This window comes from Brasilonema angustatum (assembly GCF_059505445.1).
In genome coordinates this window covers 1-25,473 of record NZ_JCACKO010000009.1, presented here as the reverse complement: position 1 = coordinate 25,473, position 25,473 = coordinate 1, and the positions used below count along the sequence as shown (strand labels likewise).

Annotated in this window: 15 protein-coding genes; 4 read left to right on the top strand and 11 right to left on the bottom strand. The window is 41.5% G+C overall.

Annotated elements, in window-relative coordinates:
- Positions 1 to 14: 14 nt before the first annotated feature.
- Positions 15 to 1,340, top strand: a complete 1,326-nt coding sequence (locus AC5JM2_RS02010) for a KamA family radical SAM protein (protein WP_495833243.1) — start codon at positions 15 to 17, stop codon at positions 1,338 to 1,340.
- An 82-nt stretch (positions 1,341 to 1,422) separates the two neighbouring features.
- Here the strand turns inward: AC5JM2_RS02010 and AC5JM2_RS02005 are convergent, their stop codons facing one another.
- The 4 genes from AC5JM2_RS02005 to AC5JM2_RS01990 form a co-directional block, all read right to left on the bottom strand.
- On the bottom strand, positions 1,423 to 2,925 hold the full coding sequence (locus tag AC5JM2_RS02005) for an Ig-like domain-containing domain (protein ID WP_495833242.1): 1,503 nt from the start codon (positions 2,923 to 2,925) through the stop codon (positions 1,423 to 1,425).
- Positions 2,926 to 3,011: 86 nt separating this feature from the next.
- Positions 3,012 to 3,827 carry a TIGR03943 family putative permease subunit gene (locus tag AC5JM2_RS02000; protein ID WP_495833241.1) on the bottom strand — a complete coding sequence of 272 codons (816 nt, stop codon included), beginning with the start codon at positions 3,825 to 3,827 and terminating at the stop codon, positions 3,012 to 3,014.
- Positions 3,828 to 3,837: 10 nt separating this feature from the next.
- A complete protein-coding gene (locus AC5JM2_RS01995; RefSeq protein ID WP_495833240.1) occupies positions 3,838 to 4,896 on the bottom strand; it encodes a permease in 1,059 nt (352 codons plus the stop codon).
- 689 nt (positions 4,897 to 5,585) lie between these two features.
- Positions 5,586 to 5,921, bottom strand: coding sequence for a hypothetical protein (locus AC5JM2_RS01990; RefSeq protein WP_495833239.1), 336 nt, complete (start codon positions 5,919 to 5,921; stop codon positions 5,586 to 5,588).
- A gap of 467 nt (positions 5,922 to 6,388) precedes the next feature.
- Here AC5JM2_RS01990 and AC5JM2_RS01985 point away from each other — a divergent pair, with 467 nt between their 5' ends.
- On the top strand, positions 6,389 to 10,912 hold the full coding sequence (locus AC5JM2_RS01985; RefSeq protein ID WP_495833238.1) for a WD40 domain-containing protein: 4,524 nt from the start codon (positions 6,389 to 6,391) through the stop codon (positions 10,910 to 10,912).
- A gap of 62 nt (positions 10,913 to 10,974) precedes the next feature.
- A complete protein-coding gene (locus tag AC5JM2_RS01980) occupies positions 10,975 to 11,148 on the top strand; it encodes a hypothetical protein (RefSeq protein WP_495833237.1) in 174 nt (57 codons plus the stop codon).
- Positions 11,149 to 11,286: 138 nt separating this feature from the next.
- On the opposite strand, the gene AC5JM2_RS01975 is transcribed toward AC5JM2_RS01980, so the two are convergent.
- The 5 genes from AC5JM2_RS01975 to AC5JM2_RS01955 form a co-directional block, all read right to left on the bottom strand.
- Positions 11,287 to 15,885 (bottom strand): nSTAND1 domain-containing NTPase, encoded by a 4,599-nt coding sequence (locus tag AC5JM2_RS01975; protein WP_495833236.1) that lies wholly within the window; start codon positions 15,883 to 15,885, stop codon positions 11,287 to 11,289.
- Positions 15,886 to 15,996: 111 nt separating this feature from the next.
- Positions 15,997 to 18,264, bottom strand: coding sequence for a caspase family protein (locus AC5JM2_RS01970; protein WP_495833235.1), 2,268 nt, complete (start codon positions 18,262 to 18,264; stop codon positions 15,997 to 15,999).
- A gap of 165 nt (positions 18,265 to 18,429) precedes the next feature.
- Entirely contained in the window at positions 18,430 to 19,362 is a 933-nt protein-coding gene (locus AC5JM2_RS01965) for a DUF2382 domain-containing protein (RefSeq protein WP_495833234.1), read from the bottom strand.
- A gap of 126 nt (positions 19,363 to 19,488) precedes the next feature.
- Entirely contained in the window at positions 19,489 to 20,472 is a 984-nt protein-coding gene (locus AC5JM2_RS01960; protein WP_495833233.1) for a DUF2382 domain-containing protein, read from the bottom strand.
- Positions 20,473 to 20,754: 282 nt separating this feature from the next.
- Positions 20,755 to 21,597: a DUF2382 domain-containing protein gene (locus AC5JM2_RS01955; protein WP_495833232.1), complete on the bottom strand. Its 843-nt coding sequence runs from the start codon at positions 21,595 to 21,597 to the stop codon at positions 20,755 to 20,757.
- 347 nt (positions 21,598 to 21,944) lie between these two features.
- Here AC5JM2_RS01955 and AC5JM2_RS01950 point away from each other — a divergent pair, with 347 nt between their 5' ends.
- Positions 21,945 to 22,577, top strand: a complete 633-nt coding sequence (locus AC5JM2_RS01950; protein WP_495833231.1) for a bifunctional 4-hydroxy-2-oxoglutarate aldolase/2-dehydro-3-deoxy-phosphogluconate aldolase — start codon at positions 21,945 to 21,947, stop codon at positions 22,575 to 22,577.
- Here the strand turns inward: AC5JM2_RS01950 and AC5JM2_RS01945 are convergent.
- Both AC5JM2_RS01945 and AC5JM2_RS01940 read right to left on the bottom strand, forming a co-directional pair.
- Positions 22,570 to 24,009 (bottom strand): WD40 repeat domain-containing protein, encoded by a 1,440-nt coding sequence (locus AC5JM2_RS01945; protein ID WP_495833230.1) that lies wholly within the window; start codon positions 24,007 to 24,009, stop codon positions 22,570 to 22,572. The two genes, AC5JM2_RS01950 and AC5JM2_RS01945, sit on opposite strands and share 8 nt — an antisense overlap.
- A gap of 20 nt (positions 24,010 to 24,029) precedes the next feature.
- Positions 24,030 to 24,575 carry a ferric reductase-like transmembrane domain-containing protein gene (locus AC5JM2_RS01940; protein ID WP_495833229.1) on the bottom strand — a complete coding sequence of 182 codons (546 nt, stop codon included), beginning with the start codon at positions 24,573 to 24,575 and terminating at the stop codon, positions 24,030 to 24,032.
- Positions 24,576 to 25,473: the final 898 nt, after the last annotated feature.

Genomic DNA, 25,473 nt, shown 5'->3' with positions numbered 1-25,473 from the left:
CTTTTTTTAAGTAAATGCCACAACCTAAACCTAGAAAAATTCGCTTCTATGGAGCTAAAGACATAGATCAGCTCCCCCAACTCCAACAACTGTCACCAGCAAACCGCATGGCAATGAAAGCAGTTGCCCAAGTTCTTCCTTTCCGTGCAAACAACTATGTGGTAGAGGAGCTTATTGATTGGGAGAACCTTCCTGATGACCCAATTTTTCGTCTAACCTTTCCCCAAGGAGAAATGCTGAGTGCCGAACATTTGGACAAGTTAGTTTGGTATCTTAATCATTCTGCACCAGAAGACCTGCATCAGGTTGTGAGTGCAATTCGTTCTCAGCTCAACCCTCATCCAGCAGGGCAGGTTGAATACAATGTTCCTACTCTCAATGGCGATAGCCTTCCAGGGATTCAACACAAATATCCTGAGACAGTCCTGATTTTTCCGACAGCGGGTCAAACCTGTCATGCCTACTGTACATTCTGCTTCCGTTGGCCCCAGTTTGTGGGAATGGACAGCATAAAATTTGCGACTCGTGAATCGGGTCTTTTCCAGGAATATCTCCGCCAACACAAAGAAGTCACAGATGTTTTGATTACCGGAGGAGACCCTATGACTATGAAAGCTAGGCATCTTTCTCTGTATATCGAACCTCTTCTAGGTTCCGGCTTTGAACATATCCAGACTATCCGCATTGGAACTAAATCAGTAGCTTATTGGCCCTACCGGTTTGTTACTGATGAAGATGCTGATGATGTCCTGCGTCTATTTGAGAAGGTAACTCTTGCAGGTAAGCATCTCGCCATTATGGGACACTACGACCACTGGAAAGAAATGGATACCGAGATTGCTCAAGAGGCTATCAAGCGCATCCGCTCAACAGGAGCACAGATTCGCACCCAAGCACCGCTCATGCGTGGGATTAATGATTCAAAAGAAGTATGGATTCGGATGTGGCGGGAACAGGTTCGGCTAGGTTGTGTTCCCTACTATATGTTTATGGAACGAGACACGGGGGCAAAACACTACTTTGAAGTTCCAATCATCCAGGCTTGGGAGATTTTTCAGGAAGCGATTCAAAAAGTGTCTGGGTTAGCTCGAACTGTTAGGGGTCCGGTGATGTCAGCCTTACCAGGTAAAGTCCTTGTGGATGGGGTTGCGGAGATTTTTGGCGAGAAGGTGTTTGTGCTTTCTTTCCTTCAAGGACGCGATCCTAACTGGTGTAAACGTCCATTTTTTGCTCGATATGACGATAAAGCAACCTGGTTAACTCAACTGACTCCAGCGTTGGGAGAGAAAGAGTTTTTTTATGATAAGCAACTAGAAAAAATTCTTAATAAAGTACGGTAGCTTATTGAGATTGACGCGGTAACGCCTAGACGAAGAGAACAAGGGGGATGAGGAAGGCATTTGCTCATACCCCTCTTCTTATTCACGGTAGCCAACGGGGATGAAATCCTACCAAGGGAAGCTGTTGTGGCTTAATCTCGTTTACTGCACTAGGATCTGAGATCGGCAACAAGGGCATTAACCATAAACTACTGGTAGCGATTGGCTGTCCTTCATCAGTTGTCAACATATTCGCTTGTGATGAGTCAGTGGGGGAAGTCTTGGGTACAACTTGGTCAACTAACAACCCCAAACCATCAGGTGCTAAACTCATCTGTACATTCCGTTGGTTAGGGGGCAATACTAGCAGTGGTTTTTGTTGCATGCTTTTGAGGTCAATTGCCACTAAATATGGTTGTTCTTCATAGAGTTTCCCTTGTAAAAGCTGTGTTAGCAAACAGTAAAGCGTGGGTGAAGCAGTATCAAACTGGCAACTGAGAATTGAACCTGTGGTGCGCAACACTGGTTTTTGGGCACCTTGGTTCCTCAGCAAAAACAATTCTCGCGTGGAATCTGGATTAAACTTGACCATTGCTGCTTGCAACCCATCCGGAGAAAAAGCCTCCACCAAGCCAAACTCCGGAAAAAATTCTCGGGGTTTGCTGGCATCTGCTTGCAGAGGTAATAGCCCTATTCCCTGACCTTGGGCGATCGCTACCTCTTGACTATCCGCCGTAATTATAAAGTCTCCTCCTGGTTGACTTTTGAGACGTTGCGGGTTTAGTTTTTCCTGAGAACTTTCGTTGTTTACGGACATAAACCACAGCCCAAAGTCACCCTGTTCATCTTTTTTTCCTCGTTGGACAACAAGAGTTTTTCCATCTGGCGATAAGTCAAATTTCAGATTTTGAAATTCTTTGTTATCCAGAAGTAAATCAACTTTACCCAGTGCTTGTGCTGGTTTTTCAGATTTTGCAGAAATACCTGTTGTCACTGTGTAAAGTTCAGTTGAGAGTAAGTCTTGGCTTCCTACTTTACGAGCAGAAAATAAAATTTTCTCTCCATTTGGAAAGGGCTTAAAATCCATGACAACCAAGTCTTTTGAAGTGAGTACCATTTTTCGTTCTTGGCTTAGGTTGTAAAGAACTAATCGCCCCTTATCTTGTTGATCTGCCCCGATGTAAAGAATAATGCGATCGCGTGTGCGGAAACTTCCTGTAAAAGGTTGTATCTGTCTATGTTTCCCTTCTTTTTGGGAAAATTTATCTCTTGCTGCCTGCAGCTGCACTTTGTACGTTGTTCCATAGGGGGCTGGTGTCATCAGTGTGTAAACCATCCGCCGTCCTGCCCAACTCACTTTACCTGCTAGAGGCGGATCAATTTTTATGTTATCCTCTACGCTTTTTGAGTCCATTGGGCGACTGAAGGTGAGGGTAAAGGATGTGTCATCTGCTGCAATTTGTTGATTTTGCCAGCTAAAATGACGCACACTCGGCTTAACTGCATCACCCTGTAACATCAATAGCCCAATCAGCAGACAGAGGATGAGTATCAGTCCTATAGCAATACGATCTAAAGGTTGGAAAAAAATTTTACTGGTGGTCATTATTATCAGTTATCAGTTATCAGTTATCTCAGTTATCAGTTTCACTGTTGCCTGTTGCCTGTTGCCTGTTGCCTGTTCACTGATAACTAGTAAGTATATGGATCTTTGGGTTGAGGAATTTTCTTCAAGGAAGTTGCATCGATGGTCAGTTGACGTTTATTTGCTAGGTTTTCCGTCACCATTTGTCCTTCGACTTCTAACCAGGTATCCGCTGGGTACTGATCAGCACTCTCTTTCAGTTTTACTGGTAATCCTACGGGATAGGCATCTGCAGCACAACAAGTAATCACAAATCGTGCCAAGAACAAATGTTCTTTTCCTATATCTGGTGGATGGATGACAAATCCTTGCACCTTGACTTTTTGTCCATTATATGCGTCTGGTTCTGGGTAGACATTCAGCGTACGTACCCAACCTACCAGTGTTCGCTCTTCCGGAGGGCTGGAAGCCTGAAATGGTTGGGGTTTGGGGCGTTTTCCTTGGAGTTCGTCGGGTGTTGTTTGGGGTTTAGCGCGTGTTGCTCCCATTAAATCTGTCACACCTCGTTCAAGCGCAGTTTGGCTGGCAAAAACGTGGGGTGTGATTAATAATCCTAAGATTGCTGCTGTTAAGACTAAAGCACTGCTCCAACCTGGTGGAAATAAAGTCAAGTGCTGTACATTTGGGGTGATTTCACGACGTCGCTGCAAAAGCTGTAGTCCCTTGAATAGAGCAATAGCTATTAAGCCAATGGCACCTACAATTGCTAACCAAAAGTAGTCGGGGTGAATTAACAAGTTTAACTTGTTAGTCAGCCAGTATTTCAGAATTAAAAGACCCCAAGCTGTAATAGCTAAAACATCCACCCAAGGCAGTAATTTTTGATAAGGAATTTTAGATTTTCTTTTTGGAATTGAAGTCATTAGTCATTTTTTAAAGGACGTGCAAATTGATGAAGAGTGTGAATAGAAATGTTAACAGCCCTGCTAAAACAAACAAGTAAATAACAGCCCTTGGTTTAAAAATTGATAACAATAAACCAACACCTTTGATGTCAATCATTGGTCCATATACTAAAAAAGCTAACAAAGAACCGCTGGTAAATGTCGAGGCAAAAGACAGGGCAAAGAATGAATCAACTGTAGAACAAATTGACACCACCACAGCTAATATCATCATGGCAGTGATCGAGCTAATTGGACCAGCCCCCAAACCGATGATAAATTCACGGGGGGTTAGTACTTGAATAGCAGCAGCAATGGCGCTTCCTATAACCAATACTGCTCCTAATTCACGCAATTCTTGCACACAATTATCGACTAACAACCGCAGTTTATCTGATAGGGGTTTACTGGGTTTAGAAGCTGGCATCTTTGCTTGCAAAATATCCCCATCCATCCGCATACTTTGTCCTGCTTGTCCTCCTAGCAAATATGTTCCAGACTGTAATAAAGTAGATCCACTCGCCTCCTGCTGTTGAACGAATTGACTTTTAGTGCGGCGTTTGGGTTGTGGCTTTGCAGGCGGATTAAATTTTAGATAACGAGCGATCGCAGGTTGTACCACAGGATCTAAATCTTTTTGAAAACTGAAGATATAGGCGACGATAACTGCGATCAATAAAGAAAGTACGACTCGTAATACGACGATTTCTGGCTGATCGCGAAATGCTGTCCAAGTTGCCCAAATGACGATGGGGTTGACAGTCGGTGCTGCTAGCAGAAAGCCAATTGCTACTGGTATGGGGACTCCTTGCATCAGCAACCGTCGTGCTACTGGTACGTTACCGCATTCACAAACAGGAAATAAAAAGCCCACGAGACTACCAACCAATGCACCCAGAAACGGATTTTTGGGCATTTTTTCTACCAGTTTGCGCTCATCGACAAAAAACAGCAGCAAACTAGAGAACAAAACCCCAAGCAACAAGAAAGGTATCGCCTCAACTAGCAAACTAAGAAAAAGAGTGAAACCATTGTTCAGTTGATTCATGTGTGTCGCTTATCAAAGCGGTGTTGAGTTTTCAGATTTTGCCAAGTCATTTGATGCAAACAAGTATTACTCATAGGTTGTGATTATTCAAGAACACTCAAGTAACAAGATTTTTTTATGTTAATTGCGATTTTTTATCTAGCCAATCTTCGTTAACCATTAGTCATGAGCAATTAGCAGTCCGATATGGCTGTATATACTTGTCTTTGTCCTTTGTGTCCGAATGTGAGCCGTAGTTTCTAGATTGTCAGACTTCAGAATTAGTTCCAATTTGGGAGAGTCAGCACTTATTTGCACAATATGTAATTAGCAAATTTTTCTAGTGAAAGTAATTTTGCATGTTATGTTATTCTTCGCCCATTGTCATAAAGGATTCACAGTTTTTAAACATTTGGCGATCGCTATGGTAATGACTCATTTTGGGGTATGCCTATTTTAGGTAACATCTCATGCGAGTGATGGATAAATTAGTACTACAAAAATTTTAAAACTGCAAGACCAAAATGGAACAAATATGTTCATAAGGGTGTAGAGTATGGAGTGTGGGTGAGCCAGTTCCCACTCTTGCAGTCGCGCCCGAGAGCGGGAGACAAGGACTGCGCTGTCCTGTCTCTCCGTGCGCGGGTTTCCTTATACCCCGTTCTCAGGTCAGTACTGACATCATTACTTTCCTTTCTTCAAAATATCTTCTACCAGTCTTCTAAAGTAACTTCGTCGCCTTTGTAACCAATCGACTTGAGTGCTTGATTGAACCGCTCTAAACCAACTTTCTTAATCTCATCTACCATTTCAGAGAGCATTATGTAACCAAGCTTAGAGCCTTCATCATCTAATTGTTGAGCTTCCATGTAGGAGCGTGCTAATTTTCGAGCTTCAGTCATCATTTCAGCGTCTTTAGCTGATACTCCATTTTTAGCGACACCTTGAGAAATAAGGTACTCAGACGTTTTTTCACGATGCCATAAATAATAAGACTTACCTTCTTTGGGCGTAATTTTTTCAAATAAACCACCATCTTTAGCCATTTGACTAGGTTCACCATCTTTTTCGCGTAATCCATATTGCTTGAGCAGATTACCGAATTAAACGGCTGACACTCCAAACTCTTGACCTAGTTCAGTTAAGGTTTTCCAAACTTTTCGGAAGTTGTTTTTCTTTCCCACGATATAATTCTTTTGGGTAATAGTGTTAACCTTGACACTTGTGATTATTTACTCACATATAGGAATCCGGTTTGATTTGGTGAATCACAAAGTAGAGACGCTTAACAGGGAACAGGGAACAGGGAACTCTTAAGAAGCAATAAAATTGTACTGAGTTTTTTTCAAAAATCAAATACGAGTCCTATATCACCAATTATTAAGATTTGCGTAGATATTACCGAATAGTATTGCACCCTACTCTAGGCGCGGCTGTCGCTAACCTTATGCTATTAAAGAAGATATGGACTAATGTGAAATAGATATTTATCGTATAATATTTTAATTTTAAAATGAGCAAGTCAGTTGTCATCAATCTGGGACATGGTAACTTGTGTGATGGATTTCCAAAAGTGACCATCCAATTGTGGACATTTAGTCAACCGCTTCCAGAGCAATTCATCGGCTCGTTACCCCCTGCACCAAACTTGATTGAATTGTATCAAAAATGGCAGCTAACCTATTATAGTTTATGTAAAACCGTGTATCTACGTTCCAGGTTGGCAGAGGAAGATGATGAACTAGAAATTGATGAAGGCGCTATAACCAACGTCTCTACTGTTGAATTCGAGGATTTATGTCAACAGTTACAAGAAAGTATGAATGCTTGGCTCAAATCCGAGTCAATTCTCAATACTAGCCGACAACTACGCACCTTACTAAACCCAACAGAAGAAATACGGATAATTCTTGAAACTGATAATGAAATAATACGGCGAATACCCTGGTATCGCTGCGATTTATTTAATGATTATCCACACGCAGAAATAGCTCTGTCTCAATCAGAATATAAACGCCCCAAATTGTCACAACCACAAGTTCATAGAAAAATAGTCAGAATCTTGGCAATTTTGGGGAACAGTGAAGGCATAAGTCTGGAAGTAGAAAGTGAGTTTATCAAGAATTTACCAGGTGCAGAACCTGTTTTTATTGTAAATCCAACACGTCAAGAATTCAATACACAGCTTTGGGATTCTGCTGGCTGGGATCTCCTATTTTTTGCTGGTCATAGTCACAGCGAAGGTGAAACAGGTCGGATTTATATTAACGAGAACAAGACAAATAATAGTCTAACAATTGAACAGTTAGAAGAAGCTCTGAAAGCAGCCATTGATAATGGTTTACGCTTGGCAATTTTCAACTCTTGTGATGGTTTAGGATTGGCAAATGCCCTACAGAAATTGAATTTTTCTACAGTGATTGTGATGCGAGAGCCAGTGCCAAATTTCGTAGCACAGGAATTTTTTAAGTATTTTTTGCAAGCTTTTGCGCTGGAACAACTGCCTCTACACCTATCAGTGCAGCAAGCACGCAGAAAGTTACATGGTTTAGAAGATAACTTTCCTGGTGCTTCTTGGTTACCTGTTATTTGTATTAATCCTGCAGCAGAACCACCAACTTGGTTACAACTGAGTGAAAAAACTCTTTATTTCCATTTAGATCAAAATACGAAAACAAGAGCCACCAGCAAATATCAGGATTGGGGAGAGGCGATTGATGCCTCAGTGTTTTATGGACGTACTGAAGAACTCACCACATTAAGGCAATGGATTATTAAGGAAGATTGCCGACTCATTACTTTACTTGGTATGGGTGGGATTGGCAAAACAACTTTGTCTGTGAAGTTAGCACAGCATCTGGAAGATGATTTTGAGTACTTGATTTGGCGAAGTCTCCGTAATGCACCATCAATTCATGAGCTTTTGAGCGACTTAATTAACTTTTTTTCCAATCAACAGCAAACCGTTTTACCAGAAACTTTAGACGGTAAAATCTCTTGCTTAATAAAATATCTGCGCGACTCACGCTGTTTATTAGTGCTAGACAATGGTGAGTCAATTTTATGTAATGACAAACGTGCCGGAGCATATCGACAAGGATATGAAGGATATGAGCAACTTTTCAGATGTTTGGGAGAGAGTAAACATCAGAGTTGCCTGGTGTTAACCAGTCGAGAGAAACCTAGAGGAATTAGCCTTAAAGAAGGTATCAACTCTCCGATTCGTTCACTGAGATTGTTTGGCTTAACACAAGCAGAAGGTCAGGCAATTATGGCAGAAAAAGGCTTTTCTGTATCAGAAGAACAATGTCGATCGCTTGTGGAATATTATGCAGGCAATCCTTTAGCATTAAAGATTGTCGCAACTACTATTGCGGATTTATTTGACGGCGATGCTGCTCAGTTTTTACAACAAGGGACCATTATTTTTGGAGATATTTCAGATTTACTAGAGCAGCAGTTTAATCGGTTGTCAATTTTAGAACAACAGGTGATGTACTGGCTGACAATTAATCGAGAATGGGTGTCGTTTACAGAGTTACAAGCAGACATGATTCCTGCTGTCTCACTACGAGATTTGTTAGAAACATTAGAATCTCTACAATCGCGTTCATTAATTGAGAAAAAATCTGGTAACTTTACCCAACAACCGGTGGTGATGGAGTATGTGATTGACCGATTCATCGAACAGATTTGCCAAGAGATTGAAACTCAAGAAATCACATTGTTAAATCGATGTGCATTAATCAAATCTCAAGCCAAAGATTACGTGCTCAGTGCACAAATCAGGCTAGCCCTAAAACCAGTAGTAGATAAACTCTTAACTCTTTTTGGTCATCGAGAAAATATTCAAATTTCTTTGAATCAGCTTTTGTCAAAACTGAAGTCGTCTACCTTACAAAAACCAGGATATGCTGCTGGTAATATTCTCAATTTACTCTGGCAACTTCATGTAGACCTTAATGGTTATGATTTTTCTAAGTTAACTGTTTGGCAAGCTTACTTACAGGGCATGAATTTGCATCGAGTCAACTTCGCTAACTCCGATTTAAGCAAGTCTGCTTTGACTCGAACATTAGGAGGTATTTTCTCAGCAACTTTTAGCCCAGATGGAAAGTTTTTGGCAACAGGTATTGATAATGAAATTATTTTGTGGGAAGTTGCAAACATTAAACAAATTATCACCTACAGTGGTCATACTGGTTGGGTGAAACCTCTTGCCTTTAGTCCAGATGGACAAATTTTAGCAAGTGGTAGCAATGACCAAACAATTCGGTTATGGAATATCCACACCGGACAATGTCTTAAAACACTGCGAGGTCATACAAGTTGGGTACAATCTCTTGCCTTTAGTCCAGATGGACAAATTTTAGCAAGTGGTAGCAACGACCAAACAATTAGATTATGGAATACCCACACCGGACAATGCTTAAAAATTTTGCCGGGACATACCAGTCGAGTCATGTTTGCTACCTTCAGTCTTAATGGGCAAACATTAATTACTGGTAGTGAAGACCAAACCGTGAGAGTTTGGGATGTAAACACGGGTGAGTGTCTACAAATCCTAGAAACTCATATCAATTGGGTGCTATCTATTGCTCTGAGTCCTGTTAGCGCAGCGTCCCCGCAGGGGTTTAGGCAAACACTAGTCACTGCAAGTGATGGCACAACAGTCAAATTCTGGGATTTAGCCAGTGGTGAGTGCATGGGAATATTACCAGATTACAACAGTTATGTGTGGGCAGTTGCTTTCAGCCCAGACGGCAAAACATTGGCAACGGGGAGTGAAGATAAAACAGTCAAAATATGGGATGCTTTAACAGGAGAGTGTTTGCAAACTTTGCATGAGCATAGCGATTCGCCTTTAGGCGATAGCTACGCTTCACGCGTTTGGTTGGTTGCTTTTAATCCAGATGGACAAACTCTAATCAGCGCCAGTGAAAACCAAACGATGAAGCTGTGGGATGTTCATACAGGACAATGCTTAAGAACAGTGGATGGGTACAGTAATTGGGTGTTATCTGTCGCTTTTAGTCCAGATGGTCAAATGCTGGCAAGTAGTAGCGAAGACCAAAGAGTGAGATTATGGGATGTTGTGACAGGTGAATGTCTACAAACTTTACAAGGACATACTAACTTGGTTTCGTCAGTCACTTTTGCACCACAAAATATAGATGTTCGTACAAGCAAATTCATTACTTCAGATGTTGAAACAAACCAAAAAAGTCAAATTTTAGCAAGTAGTAGTGATGACACAACCATAAAGCTTTGGGATGCAAGTACGGGTGAGTGTGTGAAAACACTTTGGGGACACAGTAGTTGGGTAAATGCAATCAGTTTCAGCTTAGATGGACAAATTTTAGCAAGTGCTAGTCGTGACCAAACCGTAAAGCTTTGGGATTGGCGCACGGGTGAATGTTTGCACACTCTCGAAGGACACACTCATCACGTCAAAACAGTTGCTTTTAATCTTCAAAGTTCAATGCTGGCAAGTGGTAGCGACGATAACACAGTAAAGCTTTGGGATGTGAGTACAGGAATTTGTTTACAAACGTTCCCAGGACACAGTGACTGGGTTTTATCTGTTGTGTTTAGTCCCTGTGCAGGCATCCTTGCAAGTGCTAGTGGAGACCAAACAATTAAGCTGTGGGATGTTAGCACAGGCGGAATTTTTAAAACATTTCAAGGACATACATATCGAGTCAGAACAATCGCCTTTAGTCCAGATGGCAAAACTTTAGCGAGTGGAAGCGACGACCAAACAGTTAAACTGTGGGATGTTACTACAGGTGAAAATTTAAAAACATTTGCAGGACATCATAAAGCAGTACGGTCAATTGCGTTTAGTCCCAATTCTCCCTTATTAGTCAGCTGCAGCGAAGACGAAACTATCAAGCTTTGGAATATTGAAACAGGGGAATGCGTGAAAACGATGAGAATCGATAGACCCTATGAAGGTATGAATATTAAAGATGCCATTGGTTTAACAACTTCTCAGAAAAACACATTAAAAGCTTTGGGGGCAGTAGAAAGATAAATTAGAGGTATGATTTTAGTAGGGTAATATCACTGTTACAAAATTTGGGTGCAATATCGAATATGGAAAATCAAGAATCGAAAAAAGATCCTGAAAGTCAAGTAACATCTGAAACTGAGGATGTTAAGAAAGAGATTGATTTAAAAAAGAAAGAATTGAAAAGAAGTCTGGAAAATGAAGTTGTAGCTGACACAGAACGTGCATGCGATTCACCGGGGAAAGACAGAGGTCCATAGCTCAATACCATTTGGCATTTAGAGACGTTGGATGCAATGTCTCTACTTTTCATTTGGTGAGAAGCGCGATCTGCCTCACGCTCATGCTGAGCGCTTTGCGCGTCAGCCAAGCGAAGCGATCGCTCTTAAAAGTAAGAACTAGTTGTCGCAGAGGTGGCGATCGCTCTCACTGACATTGGGGTTATTCTGGAGATAGTCACGTACCCATCGACAACCACGATCAACCAAAGGTTCTAAATCCAGAAATTTTAAATTCCACAAACGAACAGTTTTATCAGCACCACCAGAAATGAGGTACTTACCGTCGTGGCTAAAGCTTACGCTGTAGACGGGAGCAGTATGTCCTTTAAGGGTGATGAGTTCTTTACCATCTCTATTCCAAAGTTTGATGGTATTATCTTCACTTGCCGAAGCCAGTATCTGACCATCTGGGCTAAAACGCACATCACGCACTGCTTCTGTATGCCCTTTTAGTGTGTTGATTAGCTTATAGTTAGTCATATCCCACAGTTTGATTGTGTGATCAGCATCAGCTGAGGCGAGAATCTTACCATCAGGGCTAAAATTAAGGCTTTTGCTCTCATTTCCTTTTAGTTGCTGAATTTCCTGACCATTCGCCATTTTCCAGAGCTTGATAATGCCATTGTCGTTAGTTGTTGCAACAACATCACTATTAGGACTGAAGTCTAGAGTATACCCCTTAATATCAGAATGAATGGGCTTAATGTCTTTATAGTCATTCCCAGAAATATGCCACAGTTTAATGATACTGCTCTCATAAGTAGCTGCAAGAATATCCCCTTTGAGATTGAAATTGACGTTATAAAGAGTACGTAAATTTTCTTTTGAGTCTTGCGGAAGTGTTTGTTTTAATTTATGGGTAGCCAAATCCCTAAGTTTGATCGTTCCGTCTATACTCCCCGAAGCTAGCATCTTATTCTTGGCATTGAGACTGACACTATTAATTTCTTCTGGGTTTTCCTCAGTTTTCCTATGATCTCGAATCTGATTTTTTTGGCTTTTTTCACTCTTTTCAGGTGCGGCAATATTGTTTTTACGGCTGGAGTTTTTGCTATTGTTTATCTGACTATTATCTGGCAACATCGTGATTTCATCATTTTTTAGACTCCAAAATCGGATTGTTTTGTCACTACTTACAAATGTATACTCATTACCATTGTCCACCGGACTAAAACTAACGCTATTAACGCTATCTTTATGAACTGGAAGCTTTTTCACCACTACGTCGTTTTCTAAATTCCACAGTCGGATGTTCGAGTCAGCGCCTGCGGAGGCGAGACTTTTACCATCTCGACTGAACCTAACGCTAAAGATTGCGTTTTTATGGCCTACTAACGTGGTGATTTCCTTGATTTCTTTTGGTTTTTCAGGGTTATCCAAACTCCAGAGTTTAACGGTGTTGTCACTACCAGCTGAAGCTAGCGTCTTACCGTCACAACTGAAGCTAACGCTATAAACCTGGTTTTGATGCCCCGTGAGTGTCTTAATTAACTTGCCGTCTGGAATACTCCAGAGTTTTACTGTGTTATCAAAGCTTGCTGAAGCTAGTATCTTGCCTCTTGGGCTAAACATGACACCAATCACCTGATCTTCATGTCCCTGCCAAGTTTTGCGAAGCTTAGCATCCTGCTTTTTGTCATCCCAGTCCCACAAGTATATTGTTCCATCCTCAGTGGAAGCAACAATTAGCTTATCATCTTCGCTAAAGTTGACTACGTTAACTGGGTTTTTTTGTTTATCTTTATTTTTCTGGTTCTGCGGTGTAAGTGTTTGAATTAAATCGCCGTTCGATACTCTCCAAAGTTTGATAGTTCCATCCCAACTGGCGGAAGCCAAAATCGTGCCGTTTTGGTTGAAGCTAACACTGTAAACTGGTTCTTTATGACCAATTAGAGAGCGTGGTGTAACTTCCTTAAAATTTGCCAAATTCCAGAGTTTGATTTTTCCATCCCAACTAGCTGAAGCCAACAATTTGCCATCAAAACTAAAGTCAACGCTATTGACTCTCATCTTATGCCCAGTGAACTTATGCCATTCCTTCCCACTCGCCACATTCCAGAGTCTGATAGTATTGTCATCGCCAGCGGAAGCTAGGATCGAGCCGTCGGGGCTGAATCTAACACTACGCACCTGATTCTGCTTGTCATTAGGTTCTTGTAAGATATTACGCTCATTAACCAAAGAGACTGCTTGCATGAGGGCAGTTTTTACATGGCTTTTAGCTTCGGCTGGCACTATTGCACCAATAGGAGATTTTAGTTTTTGCCCTGCCTTTAAACCGTCTCTCAATCCATCTAACTGACGACCTGAAGCAAACAGTGCTTCACTGGATGAAGCTAAGGCTTGAAGTTCAGCAACTTGCCTTTGATACCACTCAATAATACCAAATCCCGACACAGTAATAAGTGCAGCCGCAATTAAGCCCATTCTGATACGGTAGTTGTTTTCTAGACGTTGAATGCTACGCTTGACAAACTCAGTTTCTACCTGGTTTAACCAGTTGTTTTTTGATGAGTTGAGTACCTCCTTCTGTAATACATCCAAATAAGGATCACTGTGCCAAAGATAGTCTTTCTGTTGCTTGCTTTTCCACTCAACAGCTGCAGGTGTTAAACGGCGTTGCAGTCTTAGATTTTTCTCCTGTTTGATCCAATTCTGTAATCTTTGCCAACCCCGCACCAAAGCATCATGGGCAGGTTCCACATAAGATTTATCTTCTGCATCTGTCCCACTAATCAGTAGGCGTGCATCACTAAAGCGCTTAATCACCTCTTCGATTTGCGGTTGTAACGCCTCTGGATACTCCAGTTCTGACCTCGGTACTTGTCTGCGTGCTATTTCCCCACCCCCAAGAGCAACCATCCGCAGCACCACGTGACGTACAGTTTGCTCGTAAGCTGGGTTAACTTTTACTAGTGCTTTATACTCTTGGTCAGCGCGTTGCGTTAGAGATTGGATCACCCCTCCCAATTCTTCATAATCTGCTTGGGTGAAAGCGCGGTCAATAGTTATACCGCTGTTACTAGCCTCCCGCTGTCGCTTTAAATACTTCAAGTACATCTCCCTCAAGGCGAAGGATAGCAACGGCAATGCTCCTGGCATATCCGCTACTTCATCAATCAACTGGTCTACCAGACTATGCGGATAGAAATACATCACCCGTGCTTCTGCTGGTTTCTCAATTGCTTCGCGTAATTCCGTTCGCGACATCGCAGGCACAATAAATCGCGCGACTTTCCACTTATTTTTTATGGCGGTGTTTTCCAACTGAAGGGCATTAGGAAGCAATTGTAAGATAAAGTCTCGCAGCTGGGGTTCAAAATCGGAGCGCAGCGTAATTACTACTCGTAGTTGCTGAGGATAAGTGGCGATCGCCTCACCTAATTGCCTAAAAAACTCCTGACGTTCCTTCTCATCCCGGCACAAGGTAATCAGTTCTTCACTCTGGTCAATACATAGTAGTAGCTTGAAGTTAGGGTTGCTAGTTGCCCAAACTTTTATACTCTCGGCAAGGTTCTTCACAGCTTGCCCAAAAGAAGGATTGGAAACTTCTACTTCTGGCAATTTGGCATTTTTGAGCGCAATATTCAACGCCCGCAACGGAAACTCACCAGGACGTATCGTTGACAAAATGTACCATTGCTCCATATGCTCCATAGTTGACTTTCGCAGTTGAGGAATTAATCCCGCCTTCACCAAGCTGGACTTCCCTGAACCGGAAGCACCCAATACCACGGTGAGGGGATTAGTGGTCACAAACTTGTGCAGTTTGTCTACAAGTGCAGTTCTACCGAAAAACAGGTCACTGTGTTTTTCGTCAAACGACAGCAAACCGCGATAAGGATTTTTCGACTCATCCAAAGGAGGTGCTGGTGGTAAGTTCAGTACGTGTCCTGGAGTCAGGAAAATGTACTCGCCTTTGTCATGTTTGTTCAGTGCCGAAATTCCGGGGGTTTGTCGTAAGCGATTTTCTTGTGTGGCTAATTCGACGTGATCGCGCAAATATAAATACAATTCCGTAGCAGTAATCACCCCATCTCCACAGGGTTTATCATTAGTAGCCGGAGGAAAAGCATCAGCTCTTCCTGTGAGTGCTTCAAGCAACGCACTGGCGAATGGGGAATGATTGCCAATTTCACCGCGATCAATGTTGAAAGTAAACGCATCTAAGGCTTTTTGGTCGGAGGCGGCACTAGTTATCACCTGCCATGCTGGGTCAGTAATAAAGCGATCGTAGCGTTCTTGATGAATCACCTCTGATGCCATTAACAAGTCTCTAGTACTTGACCAACGAAAAGCCCCAGCAAAACAGCAATCGAGGATACCCAGGAAATGACGACAAGGCAAGTTACTCAGGCTTTCATGTACCTGGGTCATCGGTAAGTAGGTTTTGGTATCTCCCAACTTGGCATCTTGGGGAATCAAATAACCACTCGGACCATCCTCACTGTTGAGAGCAATACCATGACCTGCAAAGTAAAACAGCAAGCGGTCATCTGGTTTAACTTGTTGTGCAAGAGTTTTCTCGAATAAATCCTGAAGATTCTTGAGAGTTGCTACTTGGTCTAAACACACCCACACCTGGTATCCATGCTGTTCGCGCAGAATTTCCACTAGCTTTTTGGCATCATTCAGGGCGTTGCGCAGGGGGGGAATGCCGTTGCTATAATTATTTATGCCAATCACAAATGCCATATTGCGTGCAAAGTCTGGCATGGCGGTAGTTCCTTATTTCTGTTTTTACCAGTTCGCTGATATGAGAATATAGGTGACACCATTTGCAACTTATGCAGCTTTCAAAAAAGGTGGCTACTCCCTCACCTATGGCTAACGTACCTGACTTTGAAAACTTTGATTGCTGAGTTGTGTGTCATTTGATTTATGCGGCGAGAACAGCAAGCCAATCATTGCGAATACAGCTAATCCTCCAATAACCCCGCCAATTAACCATTTGGGTTTAGTTGCCTGGGCTTGAGTACTGTTAGTAGTGGTATTAACAACAGGTGTCGAAACAGCAGTTTTTTGGGTAGTAATACGGGGTGTGCTAGAGCGGTTAGCTTCTCCCTTGGGCACCAAAGTTGTCTGTTGAGGGCGCACAGTTGTGATGGTAATTTGACTGCTTACCCAGTCGTCACATAATTCTTCTTCCTCTGGTTTGGCTGTGATGTCACGAGATGGAATCCGGTTCATGAGGCGGTTTAGAGTACCTTTACCACGACGAGGTGTTGGTACTGAGCGAGAAGGTAAATCAAGCTCGCTTTGTTGAAGCAAGGTAGCATCAAATTCGGCGGTACTGACAATCAGTTTGAGAATATCTTTGACTTCGGTAATTCCTTGTTCCTGCCATAGTTTTTCTGGAACTGTGGCAGAAATCGAGTTACCTCCTAATGCCCAAGCTTCTTGTCTTGGTTGTAGCCAGAGTCCTCCGCCGTCAAATAAATCAGCACTGACGGTGTAGCGGTCTGTTAAATCCAGCAGAGCGCAGTACAGTGGTTCATGACTGGTGTTTTTCAGCTTAATTCTCAAAGAAGGTGGGTTCCACTTGCCATTTTCCTGTCGATATTCCAAGCGCAGTTGCACATCTTGCAGTTCTTGTCCGTTTTGTTCAATCACCATTTGCACTGCATCAGGTCGAATATGACTGCTGGCGGGACTGGAGAGTTCAACAATATTTGTCCAACGGGCAATATGTTCTAATCGCTGAATAACCTGTAAAGCTGTTGCGGTTGTGTAATCCGGAATTTGTGCGACTAACAAACGGTCATCAGCGGGTCGTGTTATGAAATATTTACCATCACGAGCAACCAGTTGGAACTCGGCTTCTTGAGGGGTGGTGACTTCACGAATATATAAGGAAGGTTGACTTTGAGGACCGGCTTGCAAGAGTGCAGTGCGAGCAAGTTCTATCCCTGCTTCTTCCCCTGTGATGAAAACTCTTTTAGGTGGTAGGGGCAAACTCGTGACAACTGCTTTAAAAGTTGTGTCGGGGTTTAAGTTGTCTATACCGCTGATCTGAATTTTACTAACTTGCGGTAGGACTTGCAGCACTCTTGCTTGAGCGACTGCCCCTGACAATTGACGCAGTTGTTCAGCAGAACTATCAAAGGGAAACAACGCCAGTAAGGTTGTCTCATCCCCAACAGGTTGAAAAATTCCGTGGACTGCACCGCCATCAATCACCCAGCCGTAGTCTTTGTGATCATAAACAGTAAAGTAAGGAGTGCGTGGGGCGATCGCACCCCCAAGAAAAGGTTGGTCTAAGTCCCCTAAAACTGTTGCTTCTATTTGCGGAGATTGCGCTGTAACTTTACTGCGAACCAAAGCATTAGTATGCTTGAATAAGTCTCGATAACTCAGGTTACCATTCGCTTTCTTTAAAGTGTCGAGCAAAAAGTAAGAAAATGCTCCCCGACGTTGCCCATCCCCGTTATACTCTTTAGCTAATTCGGTGTTTAAGCAAGCGGAAAGAAAAATATGTTTTCCTTGCAGGAACTTCCAGCGACTTAGATTTTCTTCCCGACTCTGGGAAGCTGCTAATTGGTTGACTTCTGCTAAGGAGAAGATGAAGCTGTCTAAAGGTCGCTTTCGTCGGTCACTTTGGGCTTGACGGACTGCTATTTCCCTGTCCAAATCACGAGTACCAGAACCAGAGTGACAGCAGTCCATAATAATAGTAATGTGAGGATTTTTTTCCCCTACTTCAGCGATCAGTTTCGCCAACTCCTTATCCGCCAAGTCCCAACTTCCGGGACTGCGACTGTCGAAACACACAATGGTTTCATCGAGTTGGTCTGGCTCTAAAATCCAAAACTCTTCTGGGGCTTCCTCTTGACTACCATGCCCTGCAAAGTAAAACAATACCACGTCCTCACTACTGGCTTGGCACAGATGTTGCCGGAAACCATCAATGATTGCTTGACGGGTGGCATTTTGATTTAGTAGTGTACGCAGATGTAGCTGATGTCCATCTGTCGCAACCCGTCCTTGCAAATATTCTTGTACAGCCATGATATCGTTGACACAGCCCTGAAGGGCAGAGACAGGACTTAGATATTCGTCAATGCCAACCAGCAGGGCATAGATATTACGAGTCATACTTATCTAACTTTTTATATAGATGCAACGATATTCAGCTACAACAGAACATAGCAACTTTCCAAATTATTTGATAAAAAAGGGGACTTCAAAAAAATAAAGACTCCCAAGTCGTTACGGACTTAGGGTCTATTGAAAAATTATTGGGATGATAGGATTGGGCTTTTACCCTTTTGAGGTGCGGGCAAACCACTCCTTATATGTTTTCTGATGTTCTTCATCTTCCACAATGACTGTGACTCGCACTGCTTTGCATCCATGATTTCGCTCTAGGGCTATCGCATTTAAAAGTAAACTGGCTATTTTTGGAGAGCTAAATTCACCACTTACAGTTAAACCATCATCCAAATGGGCAGTCGTCGATATTTTTGGAGAGCTAACTTCACTATTTACACTCACAGCATCATCCAAATGGGTAGTCGTCGATGCAGATGTTTCCCCTTGAATCAAATCAACACCAGAAATTGCTTCTTCTCCTAAATCTATTTGTGCAAGCTGTTTGTATTCTGGGCTAATTTGTTCGACTATCAGTTTCTCGCGCCGGATTGGCACTTGTACAATTTGGGTTTCAATTTCTTTACGGACAATCACCTCACCAACTTTACGTTTGGTGCGCTCAATTATTAATCGTTCTCCGAGCAAACGAATAACATCTTCTACTGAAGAGACCTGACTATTTGTAGCAGCTGCTACTGCTGCAATCAACTCTGAGTTTTGTGTATTTGCTTCTTGAGTGTTTAAATTATCTTCCATTTCACTATCTTGAGTTTCTCTTTCTATATAGTTAGGTAAATATTGTACTTGCGATTTCTTTAAGTTTATGAAAATAAATTTAATTTTTGAGTCAACTTTCTCGACGAGCTTACTGCTTAATAGAATTAATCGATCATTTTCCTGATTGTCCGATTTCGATACCACAAAATTTAGCTGACGATTGATATCTATTATTAAATCTCTAACTTCACCTACAATCTGACTTTCTCTATCAATAACGGTATATTTTTTGAGTTTTGCCCTTAAATTTTTTAAAAGATTACTAATTCTTGCAATTTTACTTGCCTTTTCATGACTGATATTATATTTTTTTTTGTCAATCATTGTTAAAAAGTCATAACTGCTGAGTTGAAATTTTAAAAAATATTGATGTCATTAACTTTACTAATGATAAGTAGAGACGCGAAATTTCGGGTCTCTACTTGCATCACTTAGGGCAAAATATTTTATTTAGCGCTCATCAATGGGAAGACCGGGAGCGTTTATATCCAATTCTTCACGACGAATTGTGTCTTGAGCCTCAACCGTGTCTTGGTCTACCACTTTGCTGACTCTGACTTCTTCACGTAGAAAAGCTTCTTTGCGAACGTCAGCAGTTTCTTCGTAGATATCTACGCGAGCAACTTCTCCTTGACGGAACGTTGCTTCGCCAGGAGCAACTGCTCTACCAGCATCTGCTGGAGTGACTCGCTCAACAACAACTCGCTCTTTCTCTACTGGAATCGCAACTCGTGCAGTATCAGTTTCAATACGTTTTCCAACCGTGACTTCCCCAGCTTTCTGGCGTCTCTTGTTAGCAACTAGCCGTTCTTCATATAATCTGAGGGTTTGATGATCCTGCTCGTTCATATTGTACAACGGAGCATCTTGATCATATTTATATGTATCCCGGTCATAAGTGGGATAATTTGCCGCAGGTATTGGCTGATATCCTGCTGTGGCAGCTGACAATGTTGGATCTACTAAACCAGCTGACAATGTTGGATCTGCTAAACCAGCTGACAATCTTGGATCTGCTAAACCAGCCGATGCTTCCAAAGGAGTTGTTGTATCTAAGGGAGCGCGAGTTGTATCTAAAGCAGGGCGATATGTATCGCGTACCCGCTCTTCATAGTCGTAATCAAGAACGTCATGCTCGTTGTACTCAGGTAATCTTTCAGCTTGTTCTCTGGTCATTCCAATTGCATAAACGCGATCAACGTTATAGTCAATGCGAGAACGACCAACTGGTAACAAGACTTTCTTGCCAAAAATCCAGAAACCTAGGTCAACAACTAAATAGCGGAAATGACCTTCTTCATCTACTAAAACATCACTTACAGTACCGACTTTCTCATCGCTTCCTTCCCCATAAACACCCATTCCTTTGATGTCATTACCTTGAAAAGTATCTTTGTAGTCTGCATCAAAGTCTGCAATTTTATATAAAGCCATGATAATTTCCTCTTAACCTATTTTCTCATTTCTCATCTATGATGTTAACCAGATTATCAAATATACTCCATCTCCCTAACGACGGAATCAGTTGATGTTACTAGTATTCTAAAGTCATATCTTATTTTTTGTGATTAACTTCTCTTGCTTTTTTTTAAGTTTTATACTTTTTGTTCAGAGCAGAGTTTTAAATAACAAAGACAGGCAAAATATGAGTCCTTTTTATCTTGCCTGTCTTTTTTTAGATTACAACTCTATTCAAAAAGTTTTGAAAAAAGCAATTTAAACAAGATCATTTGGAGTCATATCAGTTTGAGCTATGGGTAAATCTCCTTGAGTACGAACATCTAACTCTTCCCGACGAATTGTTTCTTGTGCTTCAATTGTCTCTGTTTTAACTACTTTTCTAACGCGGACTTCTTCACGTACAAACGTCTCTTTATGAATATCAGGGGTTTCTTCGTAGATTTCTATGCGTGCTATTTCCCCTTCTTGAAACTGAAATTCACTGGGATTTACTGCTCTACCTGCATCTGTAGGATTCACTCGCTCAATAATAACTCGCTCTCTTTCAATTGGTACTGAAACACGTGCTGTTTCTGTTTCAATATGCTTACCAACTGTTACTTCTCCTGTCTTGATACGGTTTTTATTGGCAATAAGCCGCTCTTCGTATAGTTTGAAAGTTTGATGGTTCTGGTCATTCAAGTCGTATAGGGATGCATCCTGTTGGTAATTATAAGTATCTTGCTTGTGATTTAAATCAGTAGAATTCGGACGATAAGACTTACGTACCTGCTCTTCATAATCGTAATCAACAGTCATGTCATCTTTGTAGACAGGCAAACTTTGCACTTGCTCTTTGCTCAGCCCATCGACATAAACACGCCGCTGATTATAATCTGTCCGGGAAAGACCAATTGGTAGCAATATTCTTTTATTATATGAATTATACTCAGTATCTATAACTAAATAACGAAAACGACCATCTGCATCAACTAGAACATCACCGACTGAGCCAACTCTGACTCCACCTTCTGTATATAAGTCCAAAGCTGTGATATCGTCGCCACCTAAAGTTTCTCGATAATTTGGATCAAAGTCTGCAAGTTTATAGAGAGGCATAATATTGTGACCAGATGAATTAAGAATGTCTATCCTTTTTTAATGTAGAAATCGATTGGAGTTGTGTCATCTGGCTGGCGACTTAATTTGTCTAATGAATCATCAGTTATTAGTTATCACTCATGAGTTAGTAGACTATTGATAAAATGATAAATAGGCAGAGATGTCTTCCTAAAGATAGGCGAAGAAGATCAATTTAACTCCTTAGTATTGAAACGAAGTATATCTATGGTAGGATACAAGATACATGTCCTAATCATTAAGACAGAATTTGAAAGATTCAAAAGGTAGAGAACTACAATCTACTATGATCAAAACTGCTATCTAAAATATAAAACTCGATAAAAATGTCTGGTCAAGCTTGGTTATCGCAACTCAAACAACATAAAGTTATTGCAGTTGTCCGCGCCCCAGAAGTGTCCTTGACACGCCAAATGGCTTTGGCTGTGGCATCTGGGGGAATACAGTTAATTGAAATTACCTGGAATAGTGCCGGTGCGACTGAACTGATTGCACAACTAAAAATAGAATTACCTAATTGTACTATTGGAACTGGTACGCTGCTAAATTTACAACAAATGCAAGAAGCAATTGCAGCGGGGGCACAATTTATCTTCACTCCCCACGTTGATCCAAAGATGATTCAAGCAGCAGTGGATATAGGCGTAGCTATCATACCAGGAGCACTCTCCCCAACGGAAATAGTGACTGCTTGGTCTTGTGGAGCAACCTGTGTCAAGGTGTTTCCCACAGAAGCGGTGGGAGGAGTTAGTTATATAAGAAGTTTACGAGGACCTTTGGGTCACATTCCCTTGATTCCGACAGGGGGTGTGACTTTAGAAAATGCCAAAGAATTTTTAGAAGCGGGGGCGATCGCAGTTGGTTTGAGTAGTCAATTGTTTCTTAAAGAGTTTGTCGATACACAAAACTGGGAGGCAATTTCTCAAAATGCAGCAAGCTTGATGCAAAAAATTAGTTAGTCGTGTTATATCCTTGCCAAGGGCTAACTTGGAGTATGCCTTGCTTAGTAAACACCACCCTGAAATGGACAATTGCTTCCCTAGCTGCTGGTTGTCTCTTCACCAGCTTAGAAAGTAAGTCATTTTTCTTCGTGGTTTCTTCAGTTAAGTGACTACCATTTGAATTGACGAGTTGATAACCTAAAATTGCTCCATCACCGCCTGCAGCCAAGCGGTAAACTAAATTTTCCTGACTCCGCCCTCGTTGTTGCCAAGCTTGATTCACTTGGTTGTAAACCTTTTGGTTCAAAGGATAAAACAGGGTGGAGTCTGTGCTTTCTGGTTGTTTAGTCAGAACTGCTGCTAATTCTGCAGCAGAAGGTGGTGTGGCAATACCAGTTTTTGAAGGCACTTGCCAAATCTTGATAGTTTCGTCTGCACTACCACTGGCGAGAGTATGACCTTGAGGATTGAAAGCCACAGACCAAACGGCTTTGTTATGCCCGACAAGAGTGTTAAGCAACTCCCCAGTTTGGACATTCCACAACTTAATTGTCCGGTCATAACTACCACTGGCGATTTGCTTTCCATCAGGACTGAAGCCAACAGACCAAACTGGATTGTCATGTCCTACAAGAGTGTGTAGTAATTCCCCTGTCTGGGAATTCCACAACTTAATAGTCCTGTCATAACTGCCACTAGCAAGAGTTTTGCCATCAGGGCTCAAAGCAATAGACCAAACGGCTTGATCATGTGCTGCTAGGGCGGTTCTCAACTTTCCAGTTTTGAGGTACCAAATCATAATTTTGCCGTCTTCATTACCACTGACAAGAAGCTGCCCATTAGGACTTATCGCTAGGGTTCTGACTGCATCTTGTTGTTTTATAGTGCGTATCACCTCCCCAGTCTCCACATTCCACAGCTTGATAGTCTTATCCCAACTGCCACTTGCGATCTGCTTTCCATCTGGACTAATGGCAACAGATTCAACATCGTCTAAATGTCCTGAGAAAGTGCGGATGAGTTTGCGGGTTTGGAGATTCCACAACTTAACCTCGTTATCCCAACTGCCGGTAACAAGCATACGCCCGTCAGAACTAATGGCTAGGGATTCAACTGCATCGCTATGAGCGTCGATAGTATCGAGTAATTTGCCAGTTTGCAGATTCCAAATCTTAAGAGTGCCATCGTAGGCACCACTGACTAAAGTTTTGCCATCCGGGCTAATTGCTACTGCATAAACCCATACGGAATGAGCTTTGAGAGTGCGAATAGGCCGAGTAGTTAGTAACGATTTAGAGGTTGATGAAGTATTTGGTACTGAAGACAAATTCCACCAACTCAACTCTACAACAGCCGCTGTTGTAGTGATTAAAAATCCTAATAAAATTTTCCAATAGGTGGTTTTTAACAGCATATCAAAATGCTTGTTTTTTGGACTATTTATTGTCATTGCTATTACCTGTTTTTTTATCACAATGGTTTTTTACTTATGTTTTCCTTTTTTTGTTGTTTTTTACCTTTTTCTATCTGAATTCTTAGAAAATATAAAACTATGATTCCGCTTAAACTCACAATTGCAAAGGGCGTTAAATATGTCCAATGACCTAACATTTTGTCCCAAACATGCCAGGTTAAAATAAACATAGCCAAATAAGTGAGTTTATGTAATTGCTTCCAGTTTTTCTTCAGCTTCTTTACACTCCAATCATTAGAAGTTATAGCCAGAAGTGTAAAAATTATGAAAGTTCCTATTCCTTGGATATAAATCCAAGATGTCTCTAAGTCTAAGAAATCAATTTTTCTTTGTTTGACTAATAGAAAGCCATGACAAAAAGCAAAAAAGAACGCCAAAATTCCTATCATACGGCGTTTTTTTAGTAGCCATTGAGGAATACCAGTCTCTTTTGTTTGAGGGAAAACAATTCTTAGTATTGTCGGAAGTAATGTGACAATATAACTAAATAATGCCAAGAATCCCAGAATGTGAGGCAGTGTTGGTATATCTAATTTCAACATAAGAAATTCTAGTTATAGAAGAAATATCTGAGCAGCAGTCAATCTTTGTCCTCTACAGTAAGTAGAACGACTTAAATAATTCACGCTATGTCATTGCGTAAGCGCAAGCGCACGCCAAGGGCTAACGCGTAGCGTGCCCTAAGAGCGCATATGAAACGAAGTGTAATGTAAGCGCAAAGCGCACGAATCGAGCGAAAGTGCAGCGTCTTCCCTTGGAACTGGTGCAATTCGCTTGCGGTTTCACTGATTTTACATTCTGTTACATAGTTTTATTTATTCACACCGACTTACTTAGTACAATGATTGAGGTGAACATCCCCTCAAAGCAAATACAACCTTTTAGGCTGACTTTGCTGTGTGTATATGTAGATGACAAACTGGTTTACTTATGCAGTACTTGAGAGAGTAAAAGTTAAAGAAAGATCTAAAACCTTTACTCAGATTTATACTAGTTTTATGTTTAATCTAAGTAGATCGGCGTAAATAATTCTTGTTGGAATAAGGCAGAGAGCAAAGAGCACTCAAGCAGGGAGAGAAAGAGTTTGAGCCTTTTTTACTTTTCTTCACACAGTTTGGTTTTTTTGCACCGACTTACTTACCTATTAAGGTATATAAAGTATTACTATAGAAAGAAATTTTCGGAAAATTATTTATTTGAGCTTCTGTTTTTCGCGTGTTGTAAAAAGCTCAATTTGCCAACAAAGTCAATATCGTATCCCGAAGCCGAAGGGATAAAGGGACAAGTCAGCGTTTAGCAAGTTTGGTAGCACCAGCGCAACGAGATGTGCTTTCGGGCGATGGTGCACAGCATTTTCCTCTCCCCCACACCCTTACACCCTACCCTCTTATACCATTTCACGAAATCCTTGATACAAATGATTAGTCTCTAATTCTTTCT

What these genes read in the sequence shown, in the direction of transcription:
- AC5JM2_RS02005 (WP_495833242.1), bottom strand. Translation starts at nt 2,925, where the DNA reads ATGACCACCAGTAAAATTTTTTTCCAACCTTTAGATCGTATTGCTATA.
- AC5JM2_RS01940 (WP_495833229.1), bottom strand. Translation starts at nt 24,575, where the DNA reads ATGTTGAAATTAGATATACCAACACTGCCTCACATTCTGGGATTCTTG.
- AC5JM2_RS01960 (WP_495833233.1), bottom strand. Translation starts at nt 20,472, where the DNA reads ATGGCTTTATATAAAATTGCAGACTTTGATGCAGACTACAAAGATACT.
- AC5JM2_RS01985 (WP_495833238.1), top strand. Translation starts at nt 6,389, where the DNA reads ATGAGCAAGTCAGTTGTCATCAATCTGGGACATGGTAACTTGTGTGAT.
- AC5JM2_RS01980 (WP_495833237.1), top strand. Translation starts at nt 10,975, where the DNA reads ATGGAAAATCAAGAATCGAAAAAAGATCCTGAAAGTCAAGTAACATCT.
- AC5JM2_RS01965 (WP_495833234.1), bottom strand. Translation starts at nt 19,362, where the DNA reads ATGATTGACAAAAAAAAATATAATATCAGTCATGAAAAGGCAAGTAAA.
- AC5JM2_RS01990 (WP_495833239.1), bottom strand. Translation starts at nt 5,921, where the DNA reads ATGGCTAAAGATGGTGGTTTATTTGAAAAAATTACGCCCAAAGAAGGT.
- AC5JM2_RS01995 (WP_495833240.1), bottom strand. Translation starts at nt 4,896, where the DNA reads ATGAATCAACTGAACAATGGTTTCACTCTTTTTCTTAGTTTGCTAGTT.
- AC5JM2_RS01970 (WP_495833235.1), bottom strand. Translation starts at nt 18,264, where the DNA reads ATGACTCGTAATATCTATGCCCTGCTGGTTGGCATTGACGAATATCTA.
- AC5JM2_RS02010 (WP_495833243.1), top strand. Translation starts at nt 15, where the DNA reads ATGCCACAACCTAAACCTAGAAAAATTCGCTTCTATGGAGCTAAAGAC.
- AC5JM2_RS01945 (WP_495833230.1), bottom strand. Translation starts at nt 24,009, where the DNA reads ATGACAATAAATAGTCCAAAAAACAAGCATTTTGATATGCTGTTAAAA.
- AC5JM2_RS01955 (WP_495833232.1), bottom strand. Translation starts at nt 21,597, where the DNA reads ATGCCTCTCTATAAACTTGCAGACTTTGATCCAAATTATCGAGAAACT.
- AC5JM2_RS01975 (WP_495833236.1), bottom strand. Translation starts at nt 15,885, where the DNA reads ATGCCAGACTTTGCACGCAATATGGCATTTGTGATTGGCATAAATAAT.
- AC5JM2_RS01950 (WP_495833231.1), top strand. Translation starts at nt 21,945, where the DNA reads ATGTCTGGTCAAGCTTGGTTATCGCAACTCAAACAACATAAAGTTATT.
- AC5JM2_RS02000 (WP_495833241.1), bottom strand. Translation starts at nt 3,827, where the DNA reads ATGACTTCAATTCCAAAAAGAAAATCTAAAATTCCTTATCAAAAATTA.